Source organism: Malaciobacter marinus (genome assembly GCF_003544855.1).
Taxonomy (GTDB): Bacteria; Campylobacterota; Campylobacteria; order Campylobacterales; family Arcobacteraceae; genus Malaciobacter; species Malaciobacter marinus.
Genome location: NZ_CP032101.1, coordinates 2,700,495 through 2,726,571, shown reverse-complemented (window position 1 = coordinate 2,726,571; position 26,077 = coordinate 2,700,495). Strand labels below are relative to the sequence as shown.

Annotated in this window: 24 protein-coding genes; 16 read left to right on the top strand and 8 right to left on the bottom strand. The window is 26.7% G+C overall.

Annotated elements, in window-relative coordinates; all coding sequences use genetic code 11:
• The 3 genes from truA to AMRN_RS13135 are packed head-to-tail and all read left to right on the top strand — an operon-like array spanning position 1 to position 4,060.
• Complete coding sequence (gene truA, locus AMRN_RS13145; protein WP_099310776.1) at positions 1 to 723, top strand: tRNA pseudouridine(38-40) synthase TruA; 723 nt, start codon at positions 1 to 3, stop codon at positions 721 to 723.
• Positions 723 to 3,296 (top strand): PAS domain-containing sensor histidine kinase, encoded by a 2,574-nt coding sequence (locus AMRN_RS13140; RefSeq protein ID WP_099310777.1) that lies wholly within the window; start codon positions 723 to 725, stop codon positions 3,294 to 3,296. Before truA ends, AMRN_RS13140 begins: the two co-directional genes overlap by 1 nt.
• A 47-nt stretch (positions 3,297 to 3,343) precedes the next feature.
• Complete coding sequence (locus AMRN_RS13135) at positions 3,344 to 4,060, top strand: response regulator transcription factor (protein ID WP_099310778.1); 717 nt, start codon at positions 3,344 to 3,346, stop codon at positions 4,058 to 4,060.
• Positions 4,061 to 4,070: 10 nt separating this feature from the next.
• Here AMRN_RS13135 and AMRN_RS13130 read toward each other — a convergent pair whose 3' ends face one another.
• The 3 genes from AMRN_RS13130 to AMRN_RS13120 all read right to left on the bottom strand — a co-directional run bounded on the left by AMRN_RS13130 (position 4,071) and on the right by AMRN_RS13120 (position 8,062).
• The gene (locus AMRN_RS13130; protein ID WP_099310779.1) at positions 4,071 to 4,802 is read right to left on the bottom strand and encodes an NAD(P)H-dependent oxidoreductase; all 732 of its coding nucleotides are present in this window, start codon (positions 4,800 to 4,802) and stop codon (positions 4,071 to 4,073) included.
• Positions 4,803 to 4,878: 76 nt separating this feature from the next.
• Positions 4,879 to 6,999, bottom strand: a complete 2,121-nt coding sequence (locus tag AMRN_RS13125) for a TRAP transporter permease (RefSeq protein ID WP_099310780.1) — start codon at positions 6,997 to 6,999, stop codon at positions 4,879 to 4,881.
• Positions 7,000 to 7,114: 115 nt separating this feature from the next.
• Complete coding sequence (locus AMRN_RS13120; protein WP_099310781.1) at positions 7,115 to 8,062, bottom strand: TAXI family TRAP transporter solute-binding subunit; 948 nt, start codon at positions 8,060 to 8,062, stop codon at positions 7,115 to 7,117.
• 208 nt (positions 8,063 to 8,270) lie between these two features.
• Here AMRN_RS13120 and AMRN_RS13115 point away from each other — a divergent pair, with 208 nt between their 5' ends.
• Together AMRN_RS13115 and AMRN_RS13110 are read left to right on the top strand one after the other, a co-directional pair.
• Positions 8,271 to 9,407: an MFS transporter gene (locus AMRN_RS13115; protein WP_228150809.1), complete on the top strand. Its 1,137-nt coding sequence runs from the start codon at positions 8,271 to 8,273 to the stop codon at positions 9,405 to 9,407.
• Between the two features lie 4 nt (positions 9,408 to 9,411).
• Positions 9,412 to 12,171, top strand: a complete 2,760-nt coding sequence (locus AMRN_RS13110) for a DEAD/DEAH box helicase (RefSeq protein ID WP_099310782.1) — start codon at positions 9,412 to 9,414, stop codon at positions 12,169 to 12,171.
• On the opposite strand, the gene AMRN_RS13105 is transcribed toward AMRN_RS13110, so the two are convergent.
• On the bottom strand, positions 12,168 to 12,545 hold the full coding sequence (locus tag AMRN_RS13105; RefSeq protein ID WP_099310783.1) for a DUF302 domain-containing protein: 378 nt from the start codon (positions 12,543 to 12,545) through the stop codon (positions 12,168 to 12,170). The genes AMRN_RS13110 and AMRN_RS13105 overlap by 4 nt on opposite strands.
• A 294-nt stretch (positions 12,546 to 12,839) precedes the next feature.
• On the opposite strand from AMRN_RS13105, the gene AMRN_RS13100 reads away from it, so the two are divergent.
• The 5 genes from AMRN_RS13100 to mltA all read left to right on the top strand — a co-directional run bounded on the left by AMRN_RS13100 (position 12,840) and on the right by mltA (position 17,689).
• On the top strand, positions 12,840 to 13,631 hold the full coding sequence (locus AMRN_RS13100) for a heat-shock protein (RefSeq protein ID WP_099310784.1): 792 nt from the start codon (positions 12,840 to 12,842) through the stop codon (positions 13,629 to 13,631).
• Positions 13,632 to 13,640: 9 nt separating this feature from the next.
• Positions 13,641 to 14,213 (top strand): nucleotide exchange factor GrpE, encoded by a 573-nt coding sequence (grpE, locus tag AMRN_RS13095; protein WP_099310785.1) that lies wholly within the window; start codon positions 13,641 to 13,643, stop codon positions 14,211 to 14,213.
• An 81-nt stretch (positions 14,214 to 14,294) separates the two neighbouring features.
• Positions 14,295 to 16,193 (top strand): molecular chaperone DnaK, encoded by a 1,899-nt coding sequence (gene dnaK / locus AMRN_RS13090; protein WP_099310786.1) that lies wholly within the window; start codon positions 14,295 to 14,297, stop codon positions 16,191 to 16,193.
• 46 nt (positions 16,194 to 16,239) lie between these two features.
• Positions 16,240 to 16,524, top strand: coding sequence for a hypothetical protein (locus AMRN_RS13085; protein ID WP_099310787.1), 285 nt, complete (start codon positions 16,240 to 16,242; stop codon positions 16,522 to 16,524).
• Between the two features lie 61 nt (positions 16,525 to 16,585).
• Positions 16,586 to 17,689, top strand: a complete 1,104-nt coding sequence (gene mltA / locus AMRN_RS13080; RefSeq protein WP_099310788.1) for a murein transglycosylase A — start codon at positions 16,586 to 16,588, stop codon at positions 17,687 to 17,689.
• On the opposite strand, the gene AMRN_RS13075 is transcribed toward mltA, so the two are convergent.
• Both AMRN_RS13075 and AMRN_RS13070 read right to left on the bottom strand, forming a co-directional pair.
• On the bottom strand, positions 17,686 to 18,579 hold the full coding sequence (locus tag AMRN_RS13075) for a nucleoside recognition domain-containing protein (protein ID WP_099310789.1): 894 nt from the start codon (positions 18,577 to 18,579) through the stop codon (positions 17,686 to 17,688). The two genes, mltA and AMRN_RS13075, sit on opposite strands and share 4 nt — an antisense overlap.
• Before the next feature lie 72 nt (positions 18,580 to 18,651).
• Entirely contained in the window at positions 18,652 to 18,891 is a 240-nt protein-coding gene (locus AMRN_RS13070; protein ID WP_099310790.1) for a hypothetical protein, read from the bottom strand.
• 157 nt (positions 18,892 to 19,048) lie between these two features.
• On the opposite strand from AMRN_RS13070, the gene AMRN_RS13065 reads away from it, so the two are divergent.
• From AMRN_RS13065 to AMRN_RS13055, 3 genes are all read left to right on the top strand, one after another.
• Positions 19,049 to 19,855: a phosphatidylserine decarboxylase gene (locus tag AMRN_RS13065; RefSeq protein ID WP_099310791.1), complete on the top strand. Its 807-nt coding sequence runs from the start codon at positions 19,049 to 19,051 to the stop codon at positions 19,853 to 19,855.
• Between the two features lie 101 nt (positions 19,856 to 19,956).
• The gene (locus AMRN_RS13060) at positions 19,957 to 20,184 is read left to right on the top strand and encodes a hypothetical protein (RefSeq protein WP_099310792.1); all 228 of its coding nucleotides are present in this window, start codon (positions 19,957 to 19,959) and stop codon (positions 20,182 to 20,184) included.
• A gap of 84 nt (positions 20,185 to 20,268) precedes the next feature.
• Positions 20,269 to 20,658: a rhodanese-like domain-containing protein gene (locus tag AMRN_RS13055; RefSeq protein ID WP_099310793.1), complete on the top strand. Its 390-nt coding sequence runs from the start codon at positions 20,269 to 20,271 to the stop codon at positions 20,656 to 20,658.
• Here AMRN_RS13055 and AMRN_RS13050 read toward each other — a convergent pair.
• Positions 20,655 to 21,011: a rhodanese-like domain-containing protein gene (locus tag AMRN_RS13050; RefSeq protein WP_099310794.1), complete on the bottom strand. Its 357-nt coding sequence runs from the start codon at positions 21,009 to 21,011 to the stop codon at positions 20,655 to 20,657. The two genes, AMRN_RS13055 and AMRN_RS13050, sit on opposite strands and share 4 nt — an antisense overlap.
• A gap of 145 nt (positions 21,012 to 21,156) precedes the next feature.
• Between AMRN_RS13050 and AMRN_RS13045 the strand changes: the two genes are divergently transcribed.
• The gene (locus AMRN_RS13045; protein WP_099310795.1) at positions 21,157 to 21,516 is read left to right on the top strand and encodes a thioredoxin family protein; all 360 of its coding nucleotides are present in this window, start codon (positions 21,157 to 21,159) and stop codon (positions 21,514 to 21,516) included.
• A gap of 9 nt (positions 21,517 to 21,525) precedes the next feature.
• The gene (gene dsbD / locus AMRN_RS13040) at positions 21,526 to 23,259 is read left to right on the top strand and encodes a protein-disulfide reductase DsbD (RefSeq protein WP_099310796.1); all 1,734 of its coding nucleotides are present in this window, start codon (positions 21,526 to 21,528) and stop codon (positions 23,257 to 23,259) included.
• 21 nt (positions 23,260 to 23,280) lie between these two features.
• Here dsbD and AMRN_RS13035 read toward each other — a convergent pair whose 3' ends face one another.
• Positions 23,281 to 24,330 carry a hypothetical protein gene (locus AMRN_RS13035; RefSeq protein ID WP_099310797.1) on the bottom strand — a complete coding sequence of 350 codons (1,050 nt, stop codon included), beginning with the start codon at positions 24,328 to 24,330 and terminating at the stop codon, positions 23,281 to 23,283.
• A gap of 216 nt (positions 24,331 to 24,546) precedes the next feature.
• On the opposite strand from AMRN_RS13035, the gene AMRN_RS13030 reads away from it, so the two are divergent.
• Positions 24,547 to 26,037 (top strand): fumarate hydratase, encoded by a 1,491-nt coding sequence (locus tag AMRN_RS13030; RefSeq protein WP_118897466.1) that lies wholly within the window; start codon positions 24,547 to 24,549, stop codon positions 26,035 to 26,037.
• Positions 26,038 to 26,077 lie beyond the last annotated feature (40 nt).

Below are 26,077 nucleotides of genomic sequence, written 5' to 3'. Positions count from 1 at the left end.
ATGAATACTAAATTTACTATTTCATATGATGGCACACTATATCAAGGTTCTCAAATTCAGCCAAATGGTAAGAGTGTTGAGAACAAATTACAAGAGGCTTTTTTATCTTTAAATATAAAAACAAAAATAATTTTAAGTGGACGAACAGATAAGAATGTACATGCTACGGGACAAGTTTTTAATTGTATTTTACCTTCTTATTGGGAAGATTTAAAGAGATTAAAAGATATTTTAAATAGGCACTTACCATTATCAATTCGAGTTAACAAAATTAGTTTTGTAAGTGATGAATTTCATTCAAGATTCCATGCAAAAAAAAGAGTTTATCGATATCTTATTACACCAAAACCACTTACAGCTTTTAATTCAAAATATATATTACATGTCCCAAATATAGATGAACAAAAGATTAAAGAAGCAATTAAACTATATATTGGAGTTCATGATTTTGAGTACTTTCATAAAAAAGGTAGTGATAAAGAAAAATTTATAAAAGAGATTTTTGATACTTGTTTTTATAAATATAAAGATATATATGTATTTAAATTTATAGCAAATTCATATTTGCGTTCACAAATTAGACTTATGGTGGGATTTTTAATTAAAATTAATGAGGGTAAGTTAACAAAAGAAGATTTACTTTTACAACTAAATAAACAAAAGCATATCTATAAAACTCCAGCTAGTCCTTATGGACTCTATTTAGCAAAGGTATTTTATTGATGTTTTTAAAAAAGAAAAGATTTAATACTTTAAGCGATATAAAAAAGCATATTATATTAACACCTTTAGCTTTCGTTTTAATAATCGCAACCTTATCAATAGTGGTAGTCACACTTGTATTAGATTATAAAAAAAGTAATCAAATTGAATTATTAATACAAAAAGACAAATATAAAAAAAGAAATATTTTAAAATCATATATTAGCGATGTGAAGTATAACTCAAGTGCAAGTTTTGATGATATTGAAGATAAGTTAAATAGAAGTGTTTTTGAAATAAATGGACATATAAAAGCTTTACAATCAAATAACCATGAAGTAAAATTTGATGATATTAAAAATGCATTAAATAGTTTAGAAATACAAAGGGAAATTGATTTTGTTGTATTTAATTCAAATAGTTTTGAGATATTAAAGGGTGCAGATTTAATTTCATATTTGCAAACTTTAACAAATTCAAAAATGAAAACAGACTATTTTAAAAAACAGATGTTAAGAAATATTATTTATATGGGAGATGAAAACCTAATTTATTGGTTAGATAATCAAAAACGAGATATAAGACTTAGTTATTTTCAAAAAATTGAATCTAAAAACTGGATAATTGGGGCATTTTCAAAGATTGATGATATGCAAGCATTAACTAGAAAAACAATTGAAAACTCTATTGTCTCTAAAAGTAAAGCATATGAAAATACTTATTTATGGTTTTATGATTATGAAAATGGATATACTTATAATTATTATAATAAAGCTCATAAAATTGATGAAGAAAATCTTTTAGAAGAAGATAGAGTTAATTTTACAAAGTATATTAAAAAAGATTTTGAGCAATTAGAAGATGAAATTTATAATTTTAGAAAATATCAGTTTTTAGTAACAGTGAAAAGTTTTGAAATATATAAACAAATAAAACAGATAAATAAGCAATATCATACAAAACTTGCAGTTTCTATTACAGTTATAATTCTAATTGCATTATTTATGGTCTTTTTATCTGTTGCTTTTGCAAAGTTTGTAAATACACTATTTAATAGATATAACAAAAGATTAGAAACTAAAAACTCTTTGTATAAAAAATGGAAAGAAAGATATGAATTAGCAATTATTGCATCAAATGATGGTTTATGGGATATAAACCTTGATACAAAAGAGATATTCTTTTCAAATAGATGGCTTGAAATGTTTGGTTATAAAAGAGGAAGAGTTGAAAACTTTGATGAGTGGTTAGAGTTGATTCATGTTGATGATAGACCAAAAGTAAACTATCGTTTTAATGAACATCTAATAGGTAGAACAGAACATTTTTTATGTGAATATAGACTAAGGACTTTTGATAATAATTATAAGTGGGTTTTTGTAAGAGGAAAAGCTTTTAATACAAGTACAAAAAAATCAAATCGAATGCTTATGATGTCTATGGATATAGATCAAAGCAAGAAATTAACTAATGAATTACAAAATGTTGAACTACTTGTTGAGATGGGAAAAATAGTTATTTTTAAATGGAATAATGATGACAATTTAAGTGTTGATTATGTTTCTAAAAGTATTAACTCTTATGGCTATGAAACACAAGAGTTTAATTATAGTATTAATTATATCGATGTAATTCATGAAGATGATATAAAACCTTTAAAACAAAGAATAAAAAAAGCAATTGAAAAAGATGATTACTTTTTTACAATTATTTATAGAGTAAAAGATAAAAAAGGTAATACAAAATGGGTATTTAATAGAACAATTTTATTAAAAGATCATTTTGGAAAAGTAACTCATCTTTATGGATATATTAATGATATTACAAAAATGAAGATGACAGAAGAAGAGCTTAAACAAAAAATTGAAGATGAGGTTGAAAAGAATGTTGAAAAAGATAGACTTTTAGCACATCAAAGTAAACTAGCTTCTATGGGTGAAGTTCTTGGAAGTATTGCACATCAATGGAGGCAACCTTTAAATAATATCAATCTTTTAGTTCATTTTATTAGAGATAATTATGGAAACTTTACTAAAGATGAATTAAATGATTCAATTAAAAGTGCAAAGGTTCAAATTGATTATATGTCACAAACAATTGACGATTTTAGAAATTTTTATAAACCCACAAAAGATAAAGAAATTTTTGATATTAAAAAATCAATAGAAGCTTGTATCAAAATAGTTAAAGGGCAACTTGAAAAAGCAAATGCAACTATTGAATTAATTGGTGATGATGTAAAAATACATGGTTATCAAAGTGAATTTCAACAAGTTGTAGTAAATATATTAAATAATGCAAGTGAAGCAGCAATTATAAAACTTGAACAAGAGAAATTTAATCCAATAATACAAGTAAGAGTAACAAAAATAGAGAATAATGTAAAAGTCACTTTAAAAAATAATTGTGGAGAAGTTGAACAAGAGATATTAGAAAGAATGTTTGAGCCATATTTTACAACAAAGTTTGAAGACCAAGGAACAGGTATTGGACTTTATATGGCAAAAACAATTATAGAAAAGAATATGAATGGGAAAATTGAGGTGACAAATATAGATAAAGGGGTAAAATTTAGAATAATTTTACCAATTTAAAGAGCAAATTTGTTATTATAAAGTTTAACTATAAATAGGAATAGAAAATGGAAGCTTTTAATACAAGAGTTTTATTAGTAGAAGATGAAGAGTTAGCTAGAAAGACTTTGTCTTTTTATTTAAATACGATATTTGATGAGGTAGTTGTTGCTTGTGATGGGGAAGATGGTAGTCAAAAGTTTCAAGAAAACTATGCATTAAATAAATCTTTTGATTTAGTACTAACAGATATAAAAATGCCAAATAAAAATGGTATTGAAATGATTGATGATATATTGAAATTAGTTAATGATCAAAGGTTTATTATAGTAAGTGCCCATAAGAATGAAGATGATTTATTAAAACTTATTAACTTAAGAGTTTTAGGATATTTTGTAAAACCATTAAATATTGATAATATGATGGAAATGCTTCAAAAAGCAAAAGATGAAGTACTTGCAGATAGAAAAATAGAAGTAAATGAAGAACTTATAACAATTAATAAAACTTATACTTATAATAAATCAACAAATAAACTATATAACCAAGAAACAATAGTTAAGCTATCAAAAAAAGAAGCAGAAATTTTAAGTGTGCTTATTAATAATTTTGGCGAAGTTGTATCTGTTGAAACATTTAAAAAGCATGTTTGGAATGATATTAATACAAATGATTCAGCTTTTAGAACAGTAATGAAAAGATTGAAAGATAAAGTTAAAAATGATGATTTTATTATATCTCATAAAGGTTATGGATACATAATTGAAAAGCCTTTTATAAAATAGAAAAAAGAGTTCAATCTCTTTTTTCATTTCCTTTTTCATCCCAATCTTTCCAACCATAAAATTTTAAAGGTTCAACTTTATGTAAATTTTTAAGATGTGAAGACCAATCTTTTAAATTTTTTTCTAAATCTATTTTGAACTGTTCTTCACTTTTATATGTGAAATCTTTATTTTGAATCTCTGTTGACAAAAAAGTTGGATAAACGGTAAATCCCATATAGTGTAAAGAGAAAGTAATAGACCTAAGAATAGACTCTATTTCACCTCCACCTCTTCCATTTTGTGTAAAAGTAGATAAAGGGGCTCCTGAAGTAACAGAACAGATTGCTTTTTTCCCTTTGAAGTATCCTTGATCATATCTCATTTTACTAGTATAAAGACCACCAGCAACAAAAACTCTATCAAACCATCCTTTAAGCATTGCTGGTTGTTGATGCCACCATAAAGGAAATTGTAAAATAAGTAAATCGCACTTTTTTATTTTCTCTATCTCTTCTTTTACATCTTTTGCTAAAGTATCTGTTTTGTATGCATTTCTTTGTTCTGATAACACATCAAATCTAGAACTATTAACTCTATTTTTATAGTGTTCAGCTTTTTCAACAGGATCAAAATTTATTGCATACAAATCTGATATTTCTACACTATGACCTTGTTTTGTTAATGTATCTTTTGCTTTATTTGTTAAAGATGCGTTAAAAGATTTTTTTTCTGGATGAGAGTGAACTATTAATATATTCATAAGAAGTACTCCTTTTTTTAGATAAAGAGATAATTAATAGTTAATTATAATAAAGTATCCTAAATGGATACTTTATTTATAATTCTACTTCATATTTTGATGTATTATTTGCTTTTAATTTTGCTTTTTGGAAAAGATACAATAATACAAAAATTGCTAAACCAATTAAATATGAAATATAGTGACTTGGTAAGGCAAGTTTTGCTTCTACTATTTTTGGTAAAAACATAAATGGAACAATACCTAAAAATATAAATCTTTCTATAACATTTGTCCATGTTAAAAAATATCCTTGAGTAAAACAAGAGAATGCTAACATACCAATAAGTGCTGTTACAAATATAATTACTACTTGTAGTGGGTCTGTTATCCAAATCCATCCACTTGGATCTGATGGGTTAAATGAATCAACTCCTGAAATTAATAATAACTCTGGATTAAAAAAGAACATAAAAGGTAAAATTGCTGTTCTAATATCATATTTGAACCCTTGAATACCTGTTTTAATTGGATCAGATTTTGCAATACCTGCAGCTGCATATGCTGCAAGACCAACAGGAGGTGTATCATCTGCTAGGATACCAAAGTAAAATACAAATAAATGCGCAGCAATTGCAGGAATTAAGTATCCATTATCTTGTGCAAGTGTTAAAATAACTGGTGCAGTTAATGATGCCATAACAATATAATTAGCAGTTGTTGGTAAACCCATACCTAAAATAAGTGATACGATAGCTGCTAAAATAAGAATAATAAATATATTTCCACCTGAAATTGTTTCAATAACTTCTAGTAATACTTGTCCAAGACCTGTTAGTGTAATAGAACCTACTACAATACCAGCAAGCGCAGTTGCAACAGCAATTGGAACCATATTTTTAGCTCCACTTATAAATCCAGCTAAAATATCAATAAAACCACTAACCCAAACTTCTTTAGTAATTTTTTGTTTATAAAGAATTGCTCTAAATGGATGTTGAACAACCATTAGTAGCATTAAAAGAGAAATTGCATTAAAAGCAGCACTTGCAGCACTCTCTCTTAAAATCATTAAAGTATAAAGTAAAAAGAAAATTGGAACTAAATAGTGAATACCTCTTAAAAATGTTTGTAGTTTTGGAGGTAAATCTTCTGGATTTGCACCTTTTAAACCTAATTTTAATGCTTCTAAATGAACTATATAAAATAGTGCAAAATAAGAAACAAAAGCAGGAATAAAAGCAGCATAAATTACATCAGTATAACTTAATGCTAAAAACTCTGCAATAATAAAAGCAGCTGCACCCATAACAGGAGGCATAAGTTGACCATTTGTAGATGCTGCAACTTCAACCGCACCAGCTTGTTCTGGCCTAAATCCTGTTTTTTTCATCAATGGAATTGTAAATGTACCAGTTGTTACTGTATTTGCTATTGATGAACCACTCATAATACCTGTAAATCCAGATGCCACAACTGATGCTTTAGCTGGACCACCTCTAAATCTTCCTAGTAATGCAAATGCTAAATTAATAAAATATTCACCTGCACCTGCTTTATCTAAAAGTGAACCAAAAAGTACAAATAGAAATACAAAACCAGTTGAAACACCTAAAGGAACACCAAAAATACCCTCTGTTGTTAAAAACATATGTCCTGCAAGTTTATTAAAACTAGCACCTTTATGAATAATCAGCTCAGGCATATAAGGCCCAAGTACATCATAAGCTAAGAAAATAATTGCTATTAAACTTAATGCAAATCCTAATACTCTTCTTCCTGCTTCTATTAAAATTACAATACCTAAAAGAGCAACAGAAATATCAACCATTGTATAATCACCTGGTCTTAATGCTAAATCATTGTAAAAAAATGCTATATATCCAGCTGTACAAAGTCCTAATGTTGCAAATGTGTAACCAAACCATCTAACTTTTTTTAGAAAATACTCTTTTCTAAACATAGGATAGATTAAAAATGATAATACCAATGCAAATGTTAAATGTATTGATCTTGCAATTGTAGAGTTTAGTGGTTCTATTACAATATAAAGTTGAAATAGTGTCCATCCTAAAGCTATTGCAGAAATTAGCCAAAACTCAAAGTGTTGTGTTCCAAACACTCTTTGTCCTTCTAAATCATTAACTATATTCTCCGTTTCTTTTGCCTGTTCGACTTCAAGCTCATCAAGAGTGTGATGTTTGTCTCGTTCTATCATAGTAATACCTTAAGTAAATTAGAGTTATTGCCATACTTCATGTAAAAATAAACAAAAATGTGAATTAAATGAAATATGACAATATTGTTTCGAAAGCATAATGCTTTCGAAAACTTTATTGTAAAATACCTGCTTCTTTGAAGTATTTTTTAGCACCTTCATGTAAAGGAGCACTTAAACCATCAAGTAATGATTTTTTTGTAATATTTGCATATGCAGGATGTAGTTTTTTGAATTTTTCGAAATTTTCTAAAATTGCTTTAACTACTGTATATACAGCTTTTTCACTTACGTCATCACTAGTTACAAGTACCGCTTTTACACCAAATGTAGGAGTCCCATCTGGGTTACCCTTATAAATTCCACCAGGAACATCTGCTTTTGCAAAATAAGGATTTTCTTTGATTAATTTATCAACATTATTTCCCTCTAAAGGAACAATTTTTACATCAACAGAATTTGAAGCATCTTTAATATTAGCTGTTGGATGTCCAACCATATAAAAATAACCATCAATTTTGTTATCTCTTAATGCATCAGGCATTTCAGAAGCTTTTAAAGCACCAGCAAACGCTAAATCAGATTTTTTGATTCCACTTACTTTAAATAAGTTTAAAGCAGTAGCTTCATTTCCAGAACCTGGATTACCTAAGTTAATTCTTTTTCCTTTAACATCTGCTAAAGAGTTTATGTTTGCATCTTTTCTTGATACTAAAGTTAATAATTCAGGATAAATTGCCATTACTGACTTTAATTTTTTAACTGCATCACCTTGATATCTTCCTGTACCTTTTGATGCTTGATAAACAACGTCAGATTGCACAATACCAAAATCTAGTTCACCATTTTTAATAGTGTTTACATTGTAAACTGAACCACCTGTTGATTCTACTGAACATCTAATTTTAGTCTCTTTTTTGTATTGATTTACAAGTCTACAAATAGCACCACCTGTTGGGTAATAAGTTCCAGTAACTCCACCTGTACCAATTGTAATAAACTCAGCAGCAAATGCTGGAAGAGTTAATGCTCCTACTAAAGCAGCTGTAGCAAGCTTCTTCATATGTTCTCCTTTTTGATTTTTGTATGTTTGCAATGACATAATCACAACACAATTATTATATCATAAATGTATTATAATATATTTATGATAAATAATAGTATTAAAATTGTATATTAATTGCACAATAGTTGCAATAATTATAAAAATGTAACATATGTAAAATTTATGCAAACTTAAATAAAATTTTTACTTATGGTATAATCTAAAAATGAAAAATCAACAACTTATGATAATTATATATGTAATTTTAGTAGTATTCTCCATTATGTATGCAACCCAGCCATTACAGCCTTTGCTAGCTAAAGAGTTTGATATTAATATGATACAAGCATCACAATTTACTGCTGTAATTATGTTCTCACTTGCAATTGCACCTATTATTTATGGATATGTTTTAGAATCAATATGTCCTAAAAAAATGCTTTTTATTGCTTCAGTGATACTACTTGTAACAAATTTTATTTTATCTTACTCAAATAGTTATGAAATGTTTTTGACAATTAGAGTTATAGAATCACTTGTAATTCCAGCTATAATAACTTCTTGTATGAGTATTTTAGCAAATAGTGATAAAAAAAATGTGAAGTATAATATGGCAATTTATGTTGCAGCAACTGTATTTGGTGGAATGGTAGGGCGTGTAGTATCAGGATTTATTGCAACAGAGTTTGGATGGAGAGCTGTATTTATGTCTTTATCTATTGCACTATTTTTTGCACTATTTTTTATAAGAAAATTATCTTTTGAAGGAGATACTAATCTTACTAAAGCAAAATTAAGTGATGTAGTAGAAATTTTAAAAGATAGAAGGTTCGTTTTAATTTATTCCTTGATGTTTACAACTTTTTTTGTATTTGCAGGACTACTTAATATTTTGCCATTTAGAATGAAAGAGTTAATTCCAAATGCAACAGAATCTCAAATTGGATTACTCTATTTAGGTTATGGAATGGGTATTGTTGTCTCATTATTATCAAAAAAAATTATCAAAATTTTAAAAAATGAATCAAATACCATACTTGTTGGAGCTTTAATTTTTACATTAGTTAACTTTTCTTTTTTTAGTGATAATATGATTTTTGTCTTTTTTATGTTATTTATTTTTTGTATAGGAATGTTTACTATTCATAGTGTAAGCACAGGAATTGCAAACTCAATAAAAGAGTCACAAAAATCTTTAACTTCTGGTATGTACTTGACTTTTTATTATATTGGTGGAGCAGTGGGTTCTGTAGTTCCTGCAATGTTTTATCAATTAGTTGGATGGAATTTTACAATTATTTTATTTATTAGTGTACTAATTCTTATTTATAGTCTGTTTTTTATTTATAAAGATGATTTTTAAATAGATGAATAAACTTATTGTAAATAATAAAACAGATAATTTTTATAACTGTTTAACAACTCTTTTTAACTCTTGTAAAAGTTTTTATATTAATGTAGCTTTTATAAATTATAGTGGATTACAACTTTTACTTGATAGTTTAAAAAAGTGTGAACAAAAAGCAGTTAAAGGAAAAGTTTTAACATCAACATATTTAAATTTTACAGAAGTAAAAGCACTTAAAAAACTTCAAGAGTTTACTAATATACAATTAAAAGTCTTTGATAGTAGTGATGTGGGGTTTCATAGTAAAGCTTATATTTTTGAGTATGAAGAAGATTATAAAATAGTTGTAGGCTCTTCAAATATAACTGCAAGTGCATTTAAATCAAATGTAGAGTGGAATTTAAAAATAGGAAGTAAAAAACAAGATAGTTTTACTCTTGATGTTTTAAATGAGTTTGATTCTTTATTTAAGCAAGCATATTATGTAGATGAAGATTTTTTAAATTCATATGAAAAATTTTTAAAGCAGAAATTTGTAAAAGTAGATAAAAAATTTATTTTTGAAAAAAAGATAAAAGCCAATAGTATGCAAATTCATGCTCTTAAAAACTTAAAAGATTTAAGAAAAAACAATCAAAAAAAAGCAATAGCAATTTGTGCAACAGGAACAGGCAAAACATATCTTAGTGCTTTTGATGTAAAAGAGTTTGAAGCTAAAAAGGTTTTATTTTTAGCTCATAGGGAAAATATTTTGATTTCATCAAAATTTAGTTTTGAAAAAATTATAAAATCAAAAAGTTTTGGATTTTTTACAGGAAATAAAAAAGAGCTTGATAATGATTATATTTTTGCTACTATTCAAACAATAAGTAAAAATTTAAAACTTTTTAAAAAAGATGAGTTTGATTATATTATTTATGATGAAGCTCATCATATAGCAAGTGAATCTTTTCAAAAAGTTTTTTTATATTTTAATTCTAAATTTACTTTAGGCTTAACGGCAACTCCAAATAGAAGTGATAAACAAAATATTTATGAAGTTTTTGATGATAATGTTGCAATTGATTTAAGATTAAATGAGGCATTAGAACAGAAACTAATTGCACCTTTTCACTATTTTGGAATAAGTGATATTGTAATAGATTATGAAAATACAAACTTAGATGATCTTTCAAAGTTAGCAAAACTATTAAGTGTAAATAAAAGAGTTGAATTTATAATTGAAAAAATGAAATTTTATGCTCATGATAATAAAAAAAGAAAAGCTTTAGCTTTTTGTGTAAATAAAGAGCATGCAAAATATATGAATGATGAGTTTAATAAAGCAGGTATATATTCAACTACTCTTTTTGGAAGCGATTGTGTTGAAAAAAGAGAATTAACCATTGAACAACTTGAAAATGAAGATGAGAGTTTAGAAGTTATTTTTAGTGTAGACATTTTTAATGAAGGAGTTGATATACCAAAAGTTAATACTATTTTGATGTTAAGACCTACAAGCTCATCAACAGTATTTATTCAACAACTTGGACGTGGTCTTAGAAAAACACAAGATAAAGAGTATTTAACAGTATTAGATTTTATTGGAAATCACAATAGAGCTTATTTAATAGCCTTTGCACTTTTAGGAAATAAAGCAATTGATAAAGATAGTATAAAACTTGCTTTAAATAATAGCTTTGCAACAATATCTAATAATACATTTATATATATGGATGAAATCTCAAAAAAAAGAGTTTTAAAACAACTTGATGAAGAGAACTTTAATAGTTTTAGATATTTAAAACAGCAGTTTATTGAGTTTAAAAATGATATTAAAAAAGTTCCAACTCTTATTGATTTTATAGCTTATGAAACAACACTTAATCCTAAAGATTTTATTGATGAGAGTAAATCTTATATTGAATTTGTATTAAAAGTACAAAAACAAGAAAATGAATTTTCATTGAGTTTTTTAAAGATTATTAGATTTATTGATTCTCATATAAAACTAAAAAGAGTTCATGAGTTTGCAATATTAAAGTATCTTTTAAATCATGATTATATTGATTTAAAAACTGCACAAAATGAAGTTTTAAAGTATCAAGAAAAAGTTGATTTACAAACAGTAAAACATAGTTTTAGATATTTAAATCAAGAGTTTTTTGATAGCGCACAAATAAAAAGATATGAAAAAGTTGTATATTTAGAAGATGAAGTTTTAAAAGTTACTCAAGTTTTTAAAAAATGCTTAGAAATAAAAAAGCAAAAAGAGCTTATAAAAAGTAGTTTAGAGTATGGAGTTTTATTGTATGAAAAAGAGTTTGAAAGAGTTTATTATGGTTTACCATTTTTAAAACTATATGAAAAGTATAATATGAAAAATATAGCATTACTTTGTAGCTTAGATAAGATTCATAGCTCTTTTAGAGGAAGTGGTCAGTTAAAGCATAAGAATGATTATTTTTTATTTATAAACTTAGATAAACAAAATGCAATAAAAAGTAGAAGGTATAGTAATGTATTTTTTACAAATGATACTTTTTCTTGGCAAACAAAACCAAATGCAACTATTAACAAAGGTGATGGAGAAAAATTAATAGAAAATATCAAGCATAAAGTTAAACTTCATATTTTTGTAAGAAAATATATAACAGTTGATAAGAAGACTCAAAACTTTATATATTTAGGCTTAGCAAATACTATTAAATTTGAGGGTGAAAAACCCATCAACTTAACTTTAAAGTTAGAAAAGAAACTTCCTAAGTATTTATATGATGAGTTTACACTAAGTGTTTAAGCAGCTTCATCTATTATTTTGAAAATAGTTTTTTCTACTCTTTGCATTACTTCTTTTAAATCTTTATTTAGTTGAGGAAATATGAATGATGGCTTAACAACACATATATTTGTTTTCCCTTCATCTTCATATATAGAGATGCTACATGGTAAGATTGAACTAACACTTGGATCAATATCTAAAATTTCTTTAGCAATATGTGGTTGGCAAATATCTAAAATAAGACATCTTCTTCCAAGTTCAACCTCTTTGGCTTTAAGTTTTTCATGTACATTATGAGTATGTTGAAGTCCAAATTTATTTTCACTGATAGATTTTTGAAGTGCATCATAAGTCTCTTCTAAAGTCTTAGAAGTGCTAACTTGGTATTTCATAAATTTTCCTTATAATTAATTTTTAAGAATTTTATCAAAACTATTATTATATAAAGGTTTTGAAAGATATTTTAATTAATAAATATAAGTAATTATTTATAAAAATATATAAGTAAATATTATATAAATAGAAAAGAAAAGATGAAATATATTTTGTATAAAAGGTAAAAATAGGTATTTAAAAACTTTTATAAAAAAAGACTCAAAAAGTACTTGACAAATATACACTCAATAAGTTATAATACTTTAGCAGTTCAAGATAATGAGTGCTAAAATTCAAAAGATTGGTTTTTAATGATTGATAAAAAAGAGTTTTTATTACAGTCTATTATCAAAGCATATATTGAACACTGTGAACCTATTGGTTCTAGTCAGTTAAAATCAATGTATGATATTGCTTACTCACCTGCTACTATTAGAGGTTACTTTAAAAAGTTAGGTGATGAGGGTTATTTAGCTCAAGCACATGCAAGTAGTGGAAGAACTCCAACTACAGAAGCTTTAAAGCAATATTGGTATAGCAAATTAAATTTTAAACTATCTTTTGTTGATTTAAGAACTATTGAGTATTTGGCTCAAAATATTGGTATTACTGTGTTTATAAAAGAACTTAAAAATGATAAATTGGTAAATATTATTAATATTCAAGATAAATATATGATTTTAGAATTTGATAATTTTCCAATTACAATTAAGTTCTCATCAGCACTTTACAGATTTTTACAAGATATGATTGGTTTAGAAATCAATCATATAATAAAAATTTCAAAAGATGTAGGTGCTTATGAACTTTATGAACAAATTTCACAATTTGTGAAAAAAAGAGATCTTTCAATTTACAATACAAAAGAGTTTTTAAGATTAGCTCTTAGTTATGACTTTGATGAGACTATTATTAATTCATTTTTAAATGGAGAAGTTATAGATAGATGTGAAGAAGGATTATATTTTGAAGAGTTGTTGCCAATTGGTTACACTGCAATTTGTCATGAGTGTAATATCAAAGGATATAATTCTAAAATGCTAATAGTTGGCGAATTATCAAAAGATTATGAATATTTTTATAATCAAATTAGTATGTCTTAGGAGTAAAAATTGAGCGAAGAAAAAAAAGAAGAAATACAACAAGAAGTGGTAGAGAATCAAGAAGAACAAACTTGTGAAGACAATGCTACTAGTGAGGTTAAAGAAGAGACTGTAGAAAGTGTAAAAGCTGAACTTGAAGAGAAGTTAAAAGAAGCAGAAGATAAGTACTTAAGAGTTCATGCAGATTTTGAAAATATAAAAAAACGATTAGAAAAAGAGAAGTATCAAGCAATTGATTATGCAAGTGAAAAATTTGCAAAAGATTTATTAACACCAATTGATACTTTAGAAATGGCATTAGCAGCAGAAGAGTCTGCAAGTGATTTAAAAGCAGAAGAGTTACTTAAAAAATTAAAAGAAGGTGTTGAATTAACAATCAAAAACTTCTATACAGTTTTTGAAAAACATGAAATTAGTGTTATTGATACAAGTGGAGAGTTTGATCCAAATTTCCATGATGCAGTAATGCAAGTTGATAGTTCTGAACATGAAGATGGACAAATAGTTCAACAACTACAAAAAGGTTATAAGTATAAAGAGAGATTACTAAGACCTTCAATGGTTTCTATTTGTAAAAAATAGATAAGTTTGACCGAAATGTCATAAAACTAAATAAATTAGAAAAATTATTAAAAATAAAATTAAACTTGATAAGGAAATAAAATGAGTAAAGTAATTGGAATTGACTTAGGTACAACAAACTCTTGTATGGCAGTTTACGAAGGTGGAGAAGCGAAAGTAATTGCAAATAAAGAAGGTAAAAATACAACACCATCAATTGTAGCATTTACAGATAAAGGAGAGGTTTTAGTAGGAGATCCTGCAAAAAGACAAGCTATTACAAACCCTGAAAAAACAATTTATTCTATCAAAAGAATCATGGGCCTTATGATGGAAGAAGAAAATGCTAAAGAAGCACAAGAAAAAGTTGGATATAAAATTGTAAATAGAAATGGCGCAACAGCAGTTGAGATTGGAGATAAAGTATATACTCCTCAAGAAATTTCTGCAAAAATTTTAGGAAAATTAAAAGCTGATGCAGAAGAGTATTTAGGAACGACTGTAACTGATGCAGTTATTACAGTACCAGCATACTTTAATGATGCACAAAGAAAAGCAACTCAAGAAGCAGGAACAATTGCAGGTCTTAATGTACTAAGAATTATCAATGAGCCAACAGCTGCATCATTAGCTTATGGTTTAGATAAAAAAGGTGAAGAAAAAGTTCTTGTATATGATTTAGGTGGTGGTACATTTGATGTTACAGTTCTTGAAATTGGTGATGGAACATTTGAAGTACTTTCAACTGATGGTAATGCATTCTTAGGTGGAGATGACTTTGATAATAGAATTATAGATTGGTTAGCAAAAGAGTTTAAAGATGAAAATGGTTTTGACATTAAAAATGACAAAATGGCATTACAAAGATTAAAAGATGCAGCTGAAAATGCTAAAAAAGAGTTAAGTTCAGCAGAATCAACAGAAATTAACTTACCATTTATTTCAATGGGTAATGCAGGACCAGTTCACTTAGTAAAATCTTTAACAAGAGCTAAATTTGAGTCTATGACAGAAGATTTAATTAATGAAACTTTATCTCATATTAAAACTGCTTTAGATGATGCAGGATTAAATAAAAATGAAATTCAAGAAATTATCATGGTTGGTGGTTCTACAAGATTACCAAAAGCAAATGAAATTGTTAAAAATTACTTTGAAAAAGATTTAAACAAAGGTGTTAACCCTGATGAAGTAGTTGCAAAAGGTGCTGCTGTTCAAGCTGGTGTATTAAAAGGAGATGTAAAAGATGTATTATTATTAGATGTAACTCCTTTATCATTAGGTATTGAAACTTTAGGTGGAGTTATGACTAAATTAATTGAGAAAGGTACAACTATTCCTGTTAAAAAATCTCAAGTATTTAGTACAGCAGAAGATAACCAACCAGCAGTATCAATTCATGTAACTCAAGGTGAAAGAGAGTTTGCAAAAGATAACAAATCTTTAGGTATGTTTGAACTTTCAGATATTCCAGCAGCTCCAAGAGGTGTGCCTCAAATTGAAGTAACATTTGACATTGATGCAAATGGTGTATTAAATGTAAGTGCTAAAGATAAAGGTACTGGAAAAGAGAATAAAATTACAATCTCTGGTTCATCTGGATTAAGTGATGAAGAAATTGAAAAAATGGTACAAGAAGCAGAATCAAATAAAGAAGCTGATGCAAAAAGAAAAGAAGTAATTGAAGTTAGAAATCAAGCTGACTCTTTATTACATTCAACTAAAAAAACTTTAGAAGAGAATGAAAGTGCAGTATCAGAAGAAGAAAAACAAAAAATCGTAGATGCAGCAGCAGCTTTAGAAGAAGTTTTAAAAGATGAAAATGCAACAAAAGAGCAAATTGAAGAGAAAGTTAAAGCTTTAACTGAAGTTAGTCATAAATTAGCAGAAGCTATGTATGCTAAAGAGCAACAAGCTCAAGGTGGACAAGCAGGTGGCGCACAAGCAAATAAAAAAGCTAAAAAAGATGACGATGATGTAATTGATGCTGAGGTTGAATAATCTTGCATTTTAATTTTACATTTGCAAAGGGAAGGTAACTTCCCTTATGCAAACACTAATATTCCTACTACTTACTTTTTTATTAGTAATATTCTCTGTATTACTTTACTTTAAAACTAAACATAAACGAGTATCAAAGTTAAACTCAGGTGAGTGCCCAAATTGTGGGGAAAAATCAAGAACATTCTTTGATGAGAAAACTAATACTACTTTTAAAAATGAAGCTATTACAAAAAGAGTTTTGAAAAATCATGGCTGCCAAGGAGTTATAGAGTTTGAATATAGATGCAAACACTGTGGCTTAAAAGAAGTTCATCCTCAAGGTCAATAATTCTTTGTAATAAAACATTTACTTTAAGATGTTAAAATACTGCAAAATTAAAGGAGCAGTTTTGAGACAACTACTAATTTTTATAATTACTATTTATATATTTACTGGGTGTTCTGTAAAAGAGTATCAAAAGTATGATGATATCTCAAAGGCATCTTTAGAAAAAGTCAATTTTTATGATATTGAAGACTTTTATAATGATGATTTAGATTATGCATTTGAAGTATTTAAAAAAGCTTGTACACGTTCAAAAAGATATGAAATGTTTAAAGAAGTTTGTTTAAAAGCAGATGATGAAAATAATGCAAGAGACTTTTTTATCTCAAATTTTGAAGCTTATAAACTAATAGATAATAAAGGAAGTGATGAGGGTGTAATAACTGGTTATTATGAGCCATTACTTCATGGAAGTTTAACAAAAGATGATACTTATAAATATCCAATTTATAAAACTCCAAAAGATATGATCACAGTTGATTTAAGTAATGTTTACCCAGAACTTAAAAAGTATAGATTAAGAGGTAAATTAAAAGGAAATAAATTAGTTCCATATGAAGATAGAGCCCAACTTGAAAAGCATGCAAATGAGAACTTAGAACCTATTTGTTATGTTGATGATAAATTTGCACTTTTTTTACTTCATATACAAGGTTCTGGCAAAGTAAAATTAACAGATGGCACAATTTTAAATGTAGGTTATGCAAACCAAAATGGAAGAAGATATAAATCTGTTGGAAAGTATATGTTAAAAAATGGATTTATTGATAGAAATAGTGCTTCTATTCAAGGAATGAAAGCATATTTTGATAAAAACCCAGACAAAATAGATGAAATTTTAAATCATAATGAAAGTTATGTATTTTTTAGAGAGTCAAAACAAGGTGCAACAGGAGCATTAGGTGTTGAACTTACTTCAAAAAGAAATCTTGCTGTTGATAGAAGTTATATTCCTTTAGGTATGCCAGTATTCATTTCAACTTCAAACCCTGTTACAAAAGAGGATATAAACAAATTAATGGTTGCTGCTGATGTTGGTGGAGCAATTAAAGGGGAAATTAGAGCTGACTTTTTTTGGGGATTTGGTGATAAAGCATTTGAATATGCAGGTAAAATGAAAGAAAAGGGTAAACTATATATTCTTATTCCAAAGCAAGTATTAAATTAAATACTTTGCTTTGTAGTTTTAGAATATTTTTTATCAAAGAAATATAACATTGCATAAGAAATAATTATTGCAGCTACTGTTCTAATAGCAATTATAATAGTAAAATCAGCTCCAAAAATTACAAACAATAAAGTATCTTCAATAATAGCATGACAAATCATTAAAAAAGTACCAATAAAGAAGATGTCTTTTTTACTTAAACTTGTACCTTTTGCTTCTTCTATTAATATACCTGCTCCATATGTTATTCCTAAAAATACACCAACTAAGATTGAAAAACTTTTACTAATATTTTTCCCACTTTTTTGTATAAAATCTCTTGTTTTTATAAAATCCATTATAAAAATTAAAGCAGTAATTAAAGCAATAATTTTCAATGACAAAATAAAGGCATTATATGCTGAAATTTGAAGTAAAGATATTAAACTATCATAACTTTTTTCTTCAAAAGCTTCAATATTTATATTTGACATAAAATAACTAGCAGGAATAAAGGTAGTTAGATATGCAACTATTAATCCTGCAAAAAATCTTAAAAGATAAGAGTAAGTGTTTGATAAACCAATTTTTTTCATAATCACACTTTCAACTACTAAAGAGTGACAAATACCTAAAAACACTGCTAGAACAGTCCATTGTTGTGGGCTCATATCAAGTGGAGCTGCAAAAGCAACTGCTGCGTAAAGATTCAAAAACATTCCACTAATTATTGATAATGCTGCTTCTTTTGGTAAACCTAATATAGAAGTAAATGGTTCAACTAAAAATGATACATATGCTAAAGTATTATAATAAAACAGTATTTCAGCAAGTATATAAATTGGTATAACAAGTTTTAGTATAATCCAAATACTTTTTATTGAGGAGTTTAAAGTTTTTTTTAAATTCATAAAGACTCTTTTTTGATTTTTATAATTTTATCTAAATTTGTAAGATTTTATACAAAGTTGAGATGGAAGTTGTTAGCTACAACATCCATCTCCGCAACATGAAGATTTTTTAGGAGTAAAAAATGAAATAACAAAATTATTTTGCATCTCTTCAACTTGAAACTCATGTTTTCCACAGAACTCTTCATTCATTTTTTCTTTCATTTGTATTGCTTTTAAAAGAGCATCATCTTTTGAAGTAAAACTGATATTATTCTCAAGGTCACTTCTTTTAAAACAACCACATTGATTTGCTACTACGATTTTATGCATATAACTTTTCCTTATATATAATTTGTTTATTTAAGTAATGCAATATTAACTTAAAGATACACTAAATTATCTTACATTAGAAATTTATATTAATATTTTAAAAATCAAGTGATATTTTGATAGAATAGTTAATTAAAATGAATTATTAAGGAAAATAATGCACATTACAAACTTGATCTCGCAATATTTTGGAAAGTTTGCCAAGAAAGAGTTCCCCTCATTTTTTCAAAAATTTATTAACAATACATATGTTAAAATTTTTAAAATTGATATGAGCGAATTTAGAAATGCTAAGTATTATAAGTCTTTAACTGATTTATTTACAAGAGAATTGGCAATCCCAAGAGAAATTAATGAAGATGAAAATAGTTTTATCTCTCCTTCTGATAGTTTTATTACACAATCAGGGAGTTTACATAAAGAGACTCTTTTTCAAATAAAAGGTATGGAATATTCTGTTGAAGATTTACTTACTTATTATTGTACTGATACTTTCCCTATGGTAAAAGATGGAAAATATATGAATTTTTATCTTGCTCCAAGTGATTATCATAGGTATCATGCACCTATTGATTGTGAAATTAAAAAACTTATTCATGTTCCAGGAAAGCTTTATCCTGTTAATTTAAAATACTTAAATAAAGAACTTGATTTATTTGTTCAAAATGAAAGAGTGATTTTAGAGTGTTTTTCAGATAATAAAATTTTTTATATGGTTTTTGTTGGAGCTTTAAATGTAGGGCAAATGGTATTTGATTTTGAACCAAGTGTAGAAACAAATACTAATGCAAAAGATATAAAAGTAATTAAATATGACGATTTAAAAGTAAAAAAAGGTCAAACATTGGGTTACTTTAAAATGGGATCAACTGTTGTTATGGTTTGGGAAAAAGATAGTGTTGAATTAGAAGAATTACTAAATCAAAAAGTAAAATATGGACAAAAAATAGGAACACTAAAATAAAAATACTTTAATAAATACCTTTGAAGTATTTAAGCCTAAAGAAATTTAATTTAATTAAAAGTTAAGTTTTGTCAAAATGAAGAAAACAAAAAGGAATAGATATGTCAACAACTACGGAAATTGCAACACTTCAATTATCAGGAACAAAAAAAGGTAAGATAATTATTTCAAATATTACTGAGCCATATGGAAAAGAGACTTCAGATGTGGTAAGTATTGGTATTGCTTTAAATGGCAAAGATATTGAATGGAAATCTCATATTCCTTATGGAAGTCTTGATGAAGTAATTGAAGTATTACAAAAAGTAAGTCAAGAGAAAAAAGCATAAAACGCTTAAGTTTTAAGAGATAATAAAAATATTATCTCTTATTTATAATATTTTTTGTTATAATTTAACAACAAAGGATATACAATGAAATTACTTATTTTACTACTTACTTTTATTCCTCTTTTTGCAAATAGTGCAAAATCAATTGATGCTACTACTTTAGAAAAATATATTTCTAAAAGAGCGATTATTATAGATATAAGAACAAAAACAGAACAAAATCAAGAAGGTACAATTCCTAGTTCATATACGATTACTTATAAAAATAGCAGTGATTTAGAAATGAAAAGATGGAAATTTAAACTTTTAAAAGTTATAAAAAGTCCAAATCAAAGTTTTGCTCTTATAGATAAAGATGGTAAAAAATCAAAAAATTTAGCAAACAAGCTTAAAAAAGCAGGCTTTAAAAAAGTATTTTATTTAGAAGGTGGTTTTAATGCTTGGGTAAAAGAAGAAAAAAGAGTAATAAATTAATTAAAAACTGTTTCTCTTCTCTCATCAATCCATTGAGCAATACCTCCATGTAAATGAGCACAATTTTTATATCCTAAACTAATAAGATAATTACCTACGGTTCTTGTTCTATTTGCATGGGCACAAATAAGAATAAAAGTTTGGTTTTTATTTGTAACTAATTCTTCAAATTTTTTCATCCAGTTATCTAAATCATAATTTCCATAAATATCAAAAAATGTAAGTTTATGTGAGTTTTTTATAATGCCTGTTTGTTTAAACTCAATATCAGTTCTAATATCAATTAAAACTATATTGTCTTTATTCATTAAATCAACTTTTCTAGGAATTAAATCTATTACTTCATCTTGCATATTTTAGCCTTTTAAAAAAGAAAATTTTAACAAGAAAATATTAATAAATCTTATAAATTAAAAGTTAGTTTTATAAATACAAGTTTTTATTAACAAACTCTTTACAATTATTTACTATAATACTAAAAAATTTAAAGGTTAATGTATGAAAAGAGTAGTTTTAATTCTATTGTTTAGTTTTATTTCATCGTTTGCAGCGGAACATTTAACAGCTCAAAATATGGATGAAAAACTTCAAAATAAGAATGCAATTGTTGACTTTTATGCCACTTGGTGTCCTCCATGTAAGATAATGTCTAAAAATTTGAAAGAGTTTGAAAATTCAAACAATAGTGATGTAGTAATTTATAAAGTTGATGTAGATAAACAACCACAATTAGCACAAAAATTTGGAGTAAGAACAATTCCTACTACTGTTTATTTTAAAAATGGAGTATTTTTAAAAAAAGAAGTTGGTGTAAAAACAGTATCTCAACTACACTTAAATGTTAAAAACTATTTTTAGGAAAAGTTGATGATAAAAAGAGTTCTTTTAATATTTTTTTTAACTTTTAACTTTTTATTTGCAATTTCAAATGATGATTTTTTAACTCCTGAAGAAGCTTTTCAAACAAAATTTGATGTAAATAATGAAAATATATCTTTTAAAATAGAGCTTGGAAAAGATATATATTTATATGATAATATGTTAAAGGTTTTTATAAATAAACCTGAAAAAATAGAGATTACAAAAGAATTGAATATTCCTAAACCTGTTGAATATGATGGATTTATAGTTCATTTTGGAAATCAAAATATAGAAATCCCTTTGAATCTTTTAGAGTCTAAATTAAAAGCAGATAGCTATGAAGTTGAAGTTCAATTTCAAGGTTGTTCAAAAGCTGGCCTTTGTTATGCTCCTATGAGTGAAACATATACTTATTCAAAAACAGTTTCAAAAGCTCAAGAAGTAAAACCTTTAGAAAATAAACAAGCTCTAAGTGAGACTGATTCTATTGCAAATACCCTAGCAAGTGGAAATTTTCTTTTAGTATTAGCAACATTTTTTGGTTTTGGATTACTGCTTTCATTAACACCTTGTGTTTTTCCAATGATTCCTATCCTTTCATCAATAATTGTAAAAGCTAGTAACAATGAAAGATTAACACCACTTAAAGGTTTCTTCTTATCTTTTGTATATGTTTTCTTTATGGCAATTGCATATACTATTGCAGGAGTAGTTGCAGGCTTGTTTGGTGCAAACTTACAAGTAGCACTTCAAAATCCTTATGTTTTAGTTGTTTTTGCATTAATATTTGTAGCTTTAGCTTTTTCTATGTTTGGATACTTTAAATTAGAATTGCCTCAATCTATTCAAAACAGAATCAACAAAACAACAGAGGGAAAAGAGAAACAAGGAGTATTAGGAATTGCTATTATGGGATTTTTATCTGCTTTAATAGTAGGTCCTTGTGTTGCTCCACCATTAGCAGGTGCTTTAGTTTATATAGGTCAAACAGGAGATGCACTTCTTGGTGGTTTAGCTTTATTTGTACTTAGCTTTGGAATGGGACTTCCTTTATTATTAATAGGTGTAGGTGCTGGTAAGTTTATGCCAAAACCAGGTGGTTGGATGGATAGTGTTTCTAAAATCTTTGGTATTGTAATGCTTGGTATTGCAATTTGGATGTTAGAGCGAGTAATACCACAATATACTATGTATTTATGGGCATTTTTACTAATTGGGGCATCTTTATATTTACAAATATATAAACATATCTTAATAAGAACATTTACAATTGTTTTATTAGTTTATGGTGTTATTGCTTTTGTTGGGGCAATAAGTGGTGCAAATGATATATTAAAACCTCTTAATAAACTTAGTTTATCAACTTCAAAAGTAAGTAGTGAAAATGATATCAAATGGAAATATGTTAAAAATTTAGATGAATTAGATATGGCTATAAAAGAGTCTTCAAAACCTGTTATGCTTGATTTTTACGCTGATTGGTGTGTGGCTTGTAAAGAGTTAGAAGAGATAACTTTTACAGATGAAAAAGTAAAGCAAAAACTTCAAGAGTTTACTCTTTTAAAAGCAGATGTTACTAAAAATAGTGCTGATGATAAATTGATGCAAAAAAAATATGGTATTTTTGGACCTCCTGGATTAATCTTTTGGGATGAAAATAATAAAGAGATTAAAGAGGCTAAAATCGTTGGATTTAAAACTGCTAAAGAGTTTTTAGAAATTGTAAACAGAAGTTTTTAAAAAGGATTTTATCCCTTTTATTTAATCTTTATGCTCAATAAATTGATTTGTTAAAAAATCATATTTTAAATAGTGAGTTTTTAAGACTTCTTTTTCATCTATTGAAAAATCATATACTTCTATGTTAAGTATATTTTTTTCCCAATTTAAATGAGAGTCTAAAAAATCAATCTTTAACTCTTTATTAAACTCTTTAAAATATTTATCTTTGATTAGATCTCTCATTTTTACACCTAAATCAATATCTATATTTTGAGATCTTTTATAAAGATTTTCAACATGAGCACCTAATGCATAACCTCTTGCTTGTGACATTTGATTATCTTTATGTATTAAATAACTATTTACTACTCTATGTTCCATATCTTCATAAGTTTCATAAGAGATTTTAAAATAAGTTCTAAAAAGTATTGAGTTTAAAGTATCAGATGAATAGATAACTTCTTCTTTTTTTGATTTATCTAAATCTTTTATAAGGTCTGTTTTTTCATGTTGTGAGTAATAGTTTTTTGATATTTGTTCTTTAAAATATTTTGTATATTTTTTGGGCATTATTTCTATAATATCTTTTTGATTATCTTTTAAATAATTTTGTATTTTGTTAAACTCTTTTATTGCATATGTATTATCAAAATCTTTAATATCTAAAAAAGTAATAAATACATTTTTACTATAAGTTTCATCATAAATAATAAAAAACTCTTTATTATAATATTTTTTAAAAACTTTTGCTTTTTCTTTGAGATTGTCTATATACTTGATTTGATCTTCTATACTCTTTTTTATTTTCTCTATGATATCTTCTCTTGAATCTTTTTTTTTGCCTCTAAAGTCATGTGCAATTGTAAAATAAAAATCCTCTTTTTTATCATATAATATTACAAATTTAAAATCTTGAGGTAAAGGAACAATTGATGGAGCATACACTGTTTTGTATGAGATTAAATCTATTTTATTAGCAAACTCTTTTTTAAGAATATTTTTTATTTTATTTTTATTTATAAAGCTAGAAAAACCATAGTTTGTTTCATTTAATATTAGTAATAAAGCTATTATAGTAAGAATCTTCATAAGTAACCTTTTTGTAAATCTTTGAGATTTTACGGAACTTTTTCTAATACTATTCTTAATATATCAATTTTACAATCTTAAAATAAGCAAAGAAAAATATATTAAAATCCTATTTTTATCCCATATTTATTGTTATAATTTTTTATAGATATATTAATCTAATAATTGTCGCTTTTAAAAAGTCAATCATCTAATATATAAATAAAAAGGTTTAATATGAATACTATAAAAGAGCAAGATATAATAGACAGTATCGCCGGAGCCTGTCAATATATATCATATTATCATCCAGAAGATTTTGTAAAAGGAATGGTAGAAGCATATGAAAAAGAGGAGTCAGAAGCAGCAAAAAATGCGATAGCACAGATTCTAATTAATTCAAAGATGTGTGCAATGGGACATAGACCATTGTGCCAAGATACAGGGTCAGTAAATATTTTTATCAAAGTAGGTTTAAATGCAAAACTAGAGTTGTCAAAAGAGCTAGAAGAAGTATTAAATGAGGGAGTAGCAAAAGGATATACAGACCCAGATAATACATTAAGATACTCAGTAGTAAGTGACCCAGCAGGAGAGAGAAAGAATACAAAAAATAATACTCCAGCAGTAATACATTATAGTGTAGATAACTCAGATAAAGTAGAGATAACAGTTGCAGCAAAAGGTGGAGGAAGTGAGAATAAATCTAAGTTTACAGTGCTAAATCCATCAGATTCAATATATGATTGGGTAATGGAGAATGTAAGACAAATGGGAGCAGGATGGTGTCCACCAGGAATACTAGGAATAGGAATTGGAGGAAACCCAGAGAAATCAATGCTACTAGCAAAAGAGTCTTTAATGGATCATGTAGATATACATGAATTAAAGAAAAGAGGAGCAAAGAATGCAGTTGAAGAGTTAAGATTAAGACTGTATGAAGATATCAATAAAATAGGTATAGGAGCACAAGGACTTGGAGGCTTAACAACAGTATTAGATGTAAAGATATTAGATTATCCATGTCATGCAGCTTCAAAACCCGTAGCAATGATACCAAACTGTGCAGCAACAAGACATATACATTTTGAACTAGATGGAAAAGGTGCAGCAAAATTCGAGAAACCAGATTTGGATATATGGCCAGATTTAGAGATACCAATGGATAGTGTAAAAAGAGTAAATATAGAAGATTTAACAAAAGAGAATTTGTCACAGTTTAAATCAGGGGATACATTACTATTGTCAGGGAAGATTTTAACAGCAAGAGATGCAGCACATAAAAAAATTGTAGAGTATAAAGCAGCAGGGAAAGCATTACCAAATAATTTAGATTTAAAAGATAGATTTATATATTATGTAGGACCAGTAGATCCAGTAAGAGATGAGAAAGTAGGACCAGCAGGACCAACAACATCAACAAGAATGGATAAATTCACAAAAGAGATGATGGAAATAGGAATATTAGGGATGATAGGGAAAGCTGAAAGAAAGCAACCAACAATAGATTTAATAAAAGAGTATAAATCAACATACCTAATAGCAACAGGTGGAGCTGCATATTTAATATCACAATCAATAAAAGATGCGAAAGTAGTAGCATTTGAAGAGATGGGTATGGAAGCAATATATGAGTTTGAAGTCAAAGATATGCCAGTAACAGTCGCTGTTGACACTGAGGGTGTATCTATTCATACAACTGGACCACAAAAATGGAATAGTATTTAGTTTTTCTTGAAGACTTTTTTTATAAAAAAGTCTTCAATAA

Excerpts from the sequence above, each read along its gene's own strand:
- AMRN_RS13045 (WP_099310795.1), top strand. The coding sequence starts at position 21,157 with ATGAAAAGAGTAGTTTTAATTCTATTGTTTAGTTTTATTTCATCGTTT.
- AMRN_RS13120 (WP_099310781.1), bottom strand. The coding sequence starts at position 8,062 with ATGAAGAAGCTTGCTACAGCTGCTTTAGTAGGAGCATTAACTCTTCCA.
- AMRN_RS13070 (WP_099310790.1), bottom strand. The coding sequence starts at position 18,891 with ATGCATAAAATCGTAGTAGCAAATCAATGTGGTTGTTTTAAAAGAAGT.
- dnaK (WP_099310786.1), top strand. The coding sequence starts at position 14,295 with ATGAGTAAAGTAATTGGAATTGACTTAGGTACAACAAACTCTTGTATG.
- AMRN_RS13125 (WP_099310780.1), bottom strand. The coding sequence starts at position 6,999 with ATGATAGAACGAGACAAACATCACACTCTTGATGAGCTTGAAGTCGAA.
- AMRN_RS13065 (WP_099310791.1), top strand. The coding sequence starts at position 19,049 with ATGCACATTACAAACTTGATCTCGCAATATTTTGGAAAGTTTGCCAAG.
- AMRN_RS13085 (WP_099310787.1), top strand. The coding sequence starts at position 16,240 with ATGCAAACACTAATATTCCTACTACTTACTTTTTTATTAGTAATATTC.
- AMRN_RS13035 (WP_099310797.1), bottom strand. The coding sequence starts at position 24,330 with ATGAAGATTCTTACTATAATAGCTTTATTACTAATATTAAATGAAACA.
- AMRN_RS13100 (WP_099310784.1), top strand. The coding sequence starts at position 12,840 with ATGATTGATAAAAAAGAGTTTTTATTACAGTCTATTATCAAAGCATAT.
- AMRN_RS13130 (WP_099310779.1), bottom strand. The coding sequence starts at position 4,802 with ATGAATATATTAATAGTTCACTCTCATCCAGAAAAAAAATCTTTTAAC.
- dsbD (WP_099310796.1), top strand. The coding sequence starts at position 21,526 with ATGATAAAAAGAGTTCTTTTAATATTTTTTTTAACTTTTAACTTTTTA.
- AMRN_RS13135 (WP_099310778.1), top strand. The coding sequence starts at position 3,344 with ATGGAAGCTTTTAATACAAGAGTTTTATTAGTAGAAGATGAAGAGTTA.
- AMRN_RS13060 (WP_099310792.1), top strand. The coding sequence starts at position 19,957 with ATGTCAACAACTACGGAAATTGCAACACTTCAATTATCAGGAACAAAA.
- truA (WP_099310776.1), top strand. The coding sequence starts at position 1 with ATGAATACTAAATTTACTATTTCATATGATGGCACACTATATCAAGGT.
- AMRN_RS13105 (WP_099310783.1), bottom strand. The coding sequence starts at position 12,545 with ATGAAATACCAAGTTAGCACTTCTAAGACTTTAGAAGAGACTTATGAT.
- AMRN_RS13055 (WP_099310793.1), top strand. The coding sequence starts at position 20,269 with ATGAAATTACTTATTTTACTACTTACTTTTATTCCTCTTTTTGCAAAT.
- AMRN_RS13050 (WP_099310794.1), bottom strand. The coding sequence starts at position 21,011 with ATGCAAGATGAAGTAATAGATTTAATTCCTAGAAAAGTTGATTTAATG.
- AMRN_RS13140 (WP_099310777.1), top strand. The coding sequence starts at position 723 with ATGTTTTTAAAAAAGAAAAGATTTAATACTTTAAGCGATATAAAAAAG.
- AMRN_RS13030 (WP_118897466.1), top strand. The coding sequence starts at position 24,547 with ATGAATACTATAAAAGAGCAAGATATAATAGACAGTATCGCCGGAGCC.
- AMRN_RS13110 (WP_099310782.1), top strand. The coding sequence starts at position 9,412 with ATGAATAAACTTATTGTAAATAATAAAACAGATAATTTTTATAACTGT.
- AMRN_RS13075 (WP_099310789.1), bottom strand. The coding sequence starts at position 18,579 with ATGAATTTAAAAAAAACTTTAAACTCCTCAATAAAAAGTATTTGGATT.
- AMRN_RS13115 (WP_228150809.1), top strand. The coding sequence starts at position 8,271 with ATGAAAAATCAACAACTTATGATAATTATATATGTAATTTTAGTAGTA.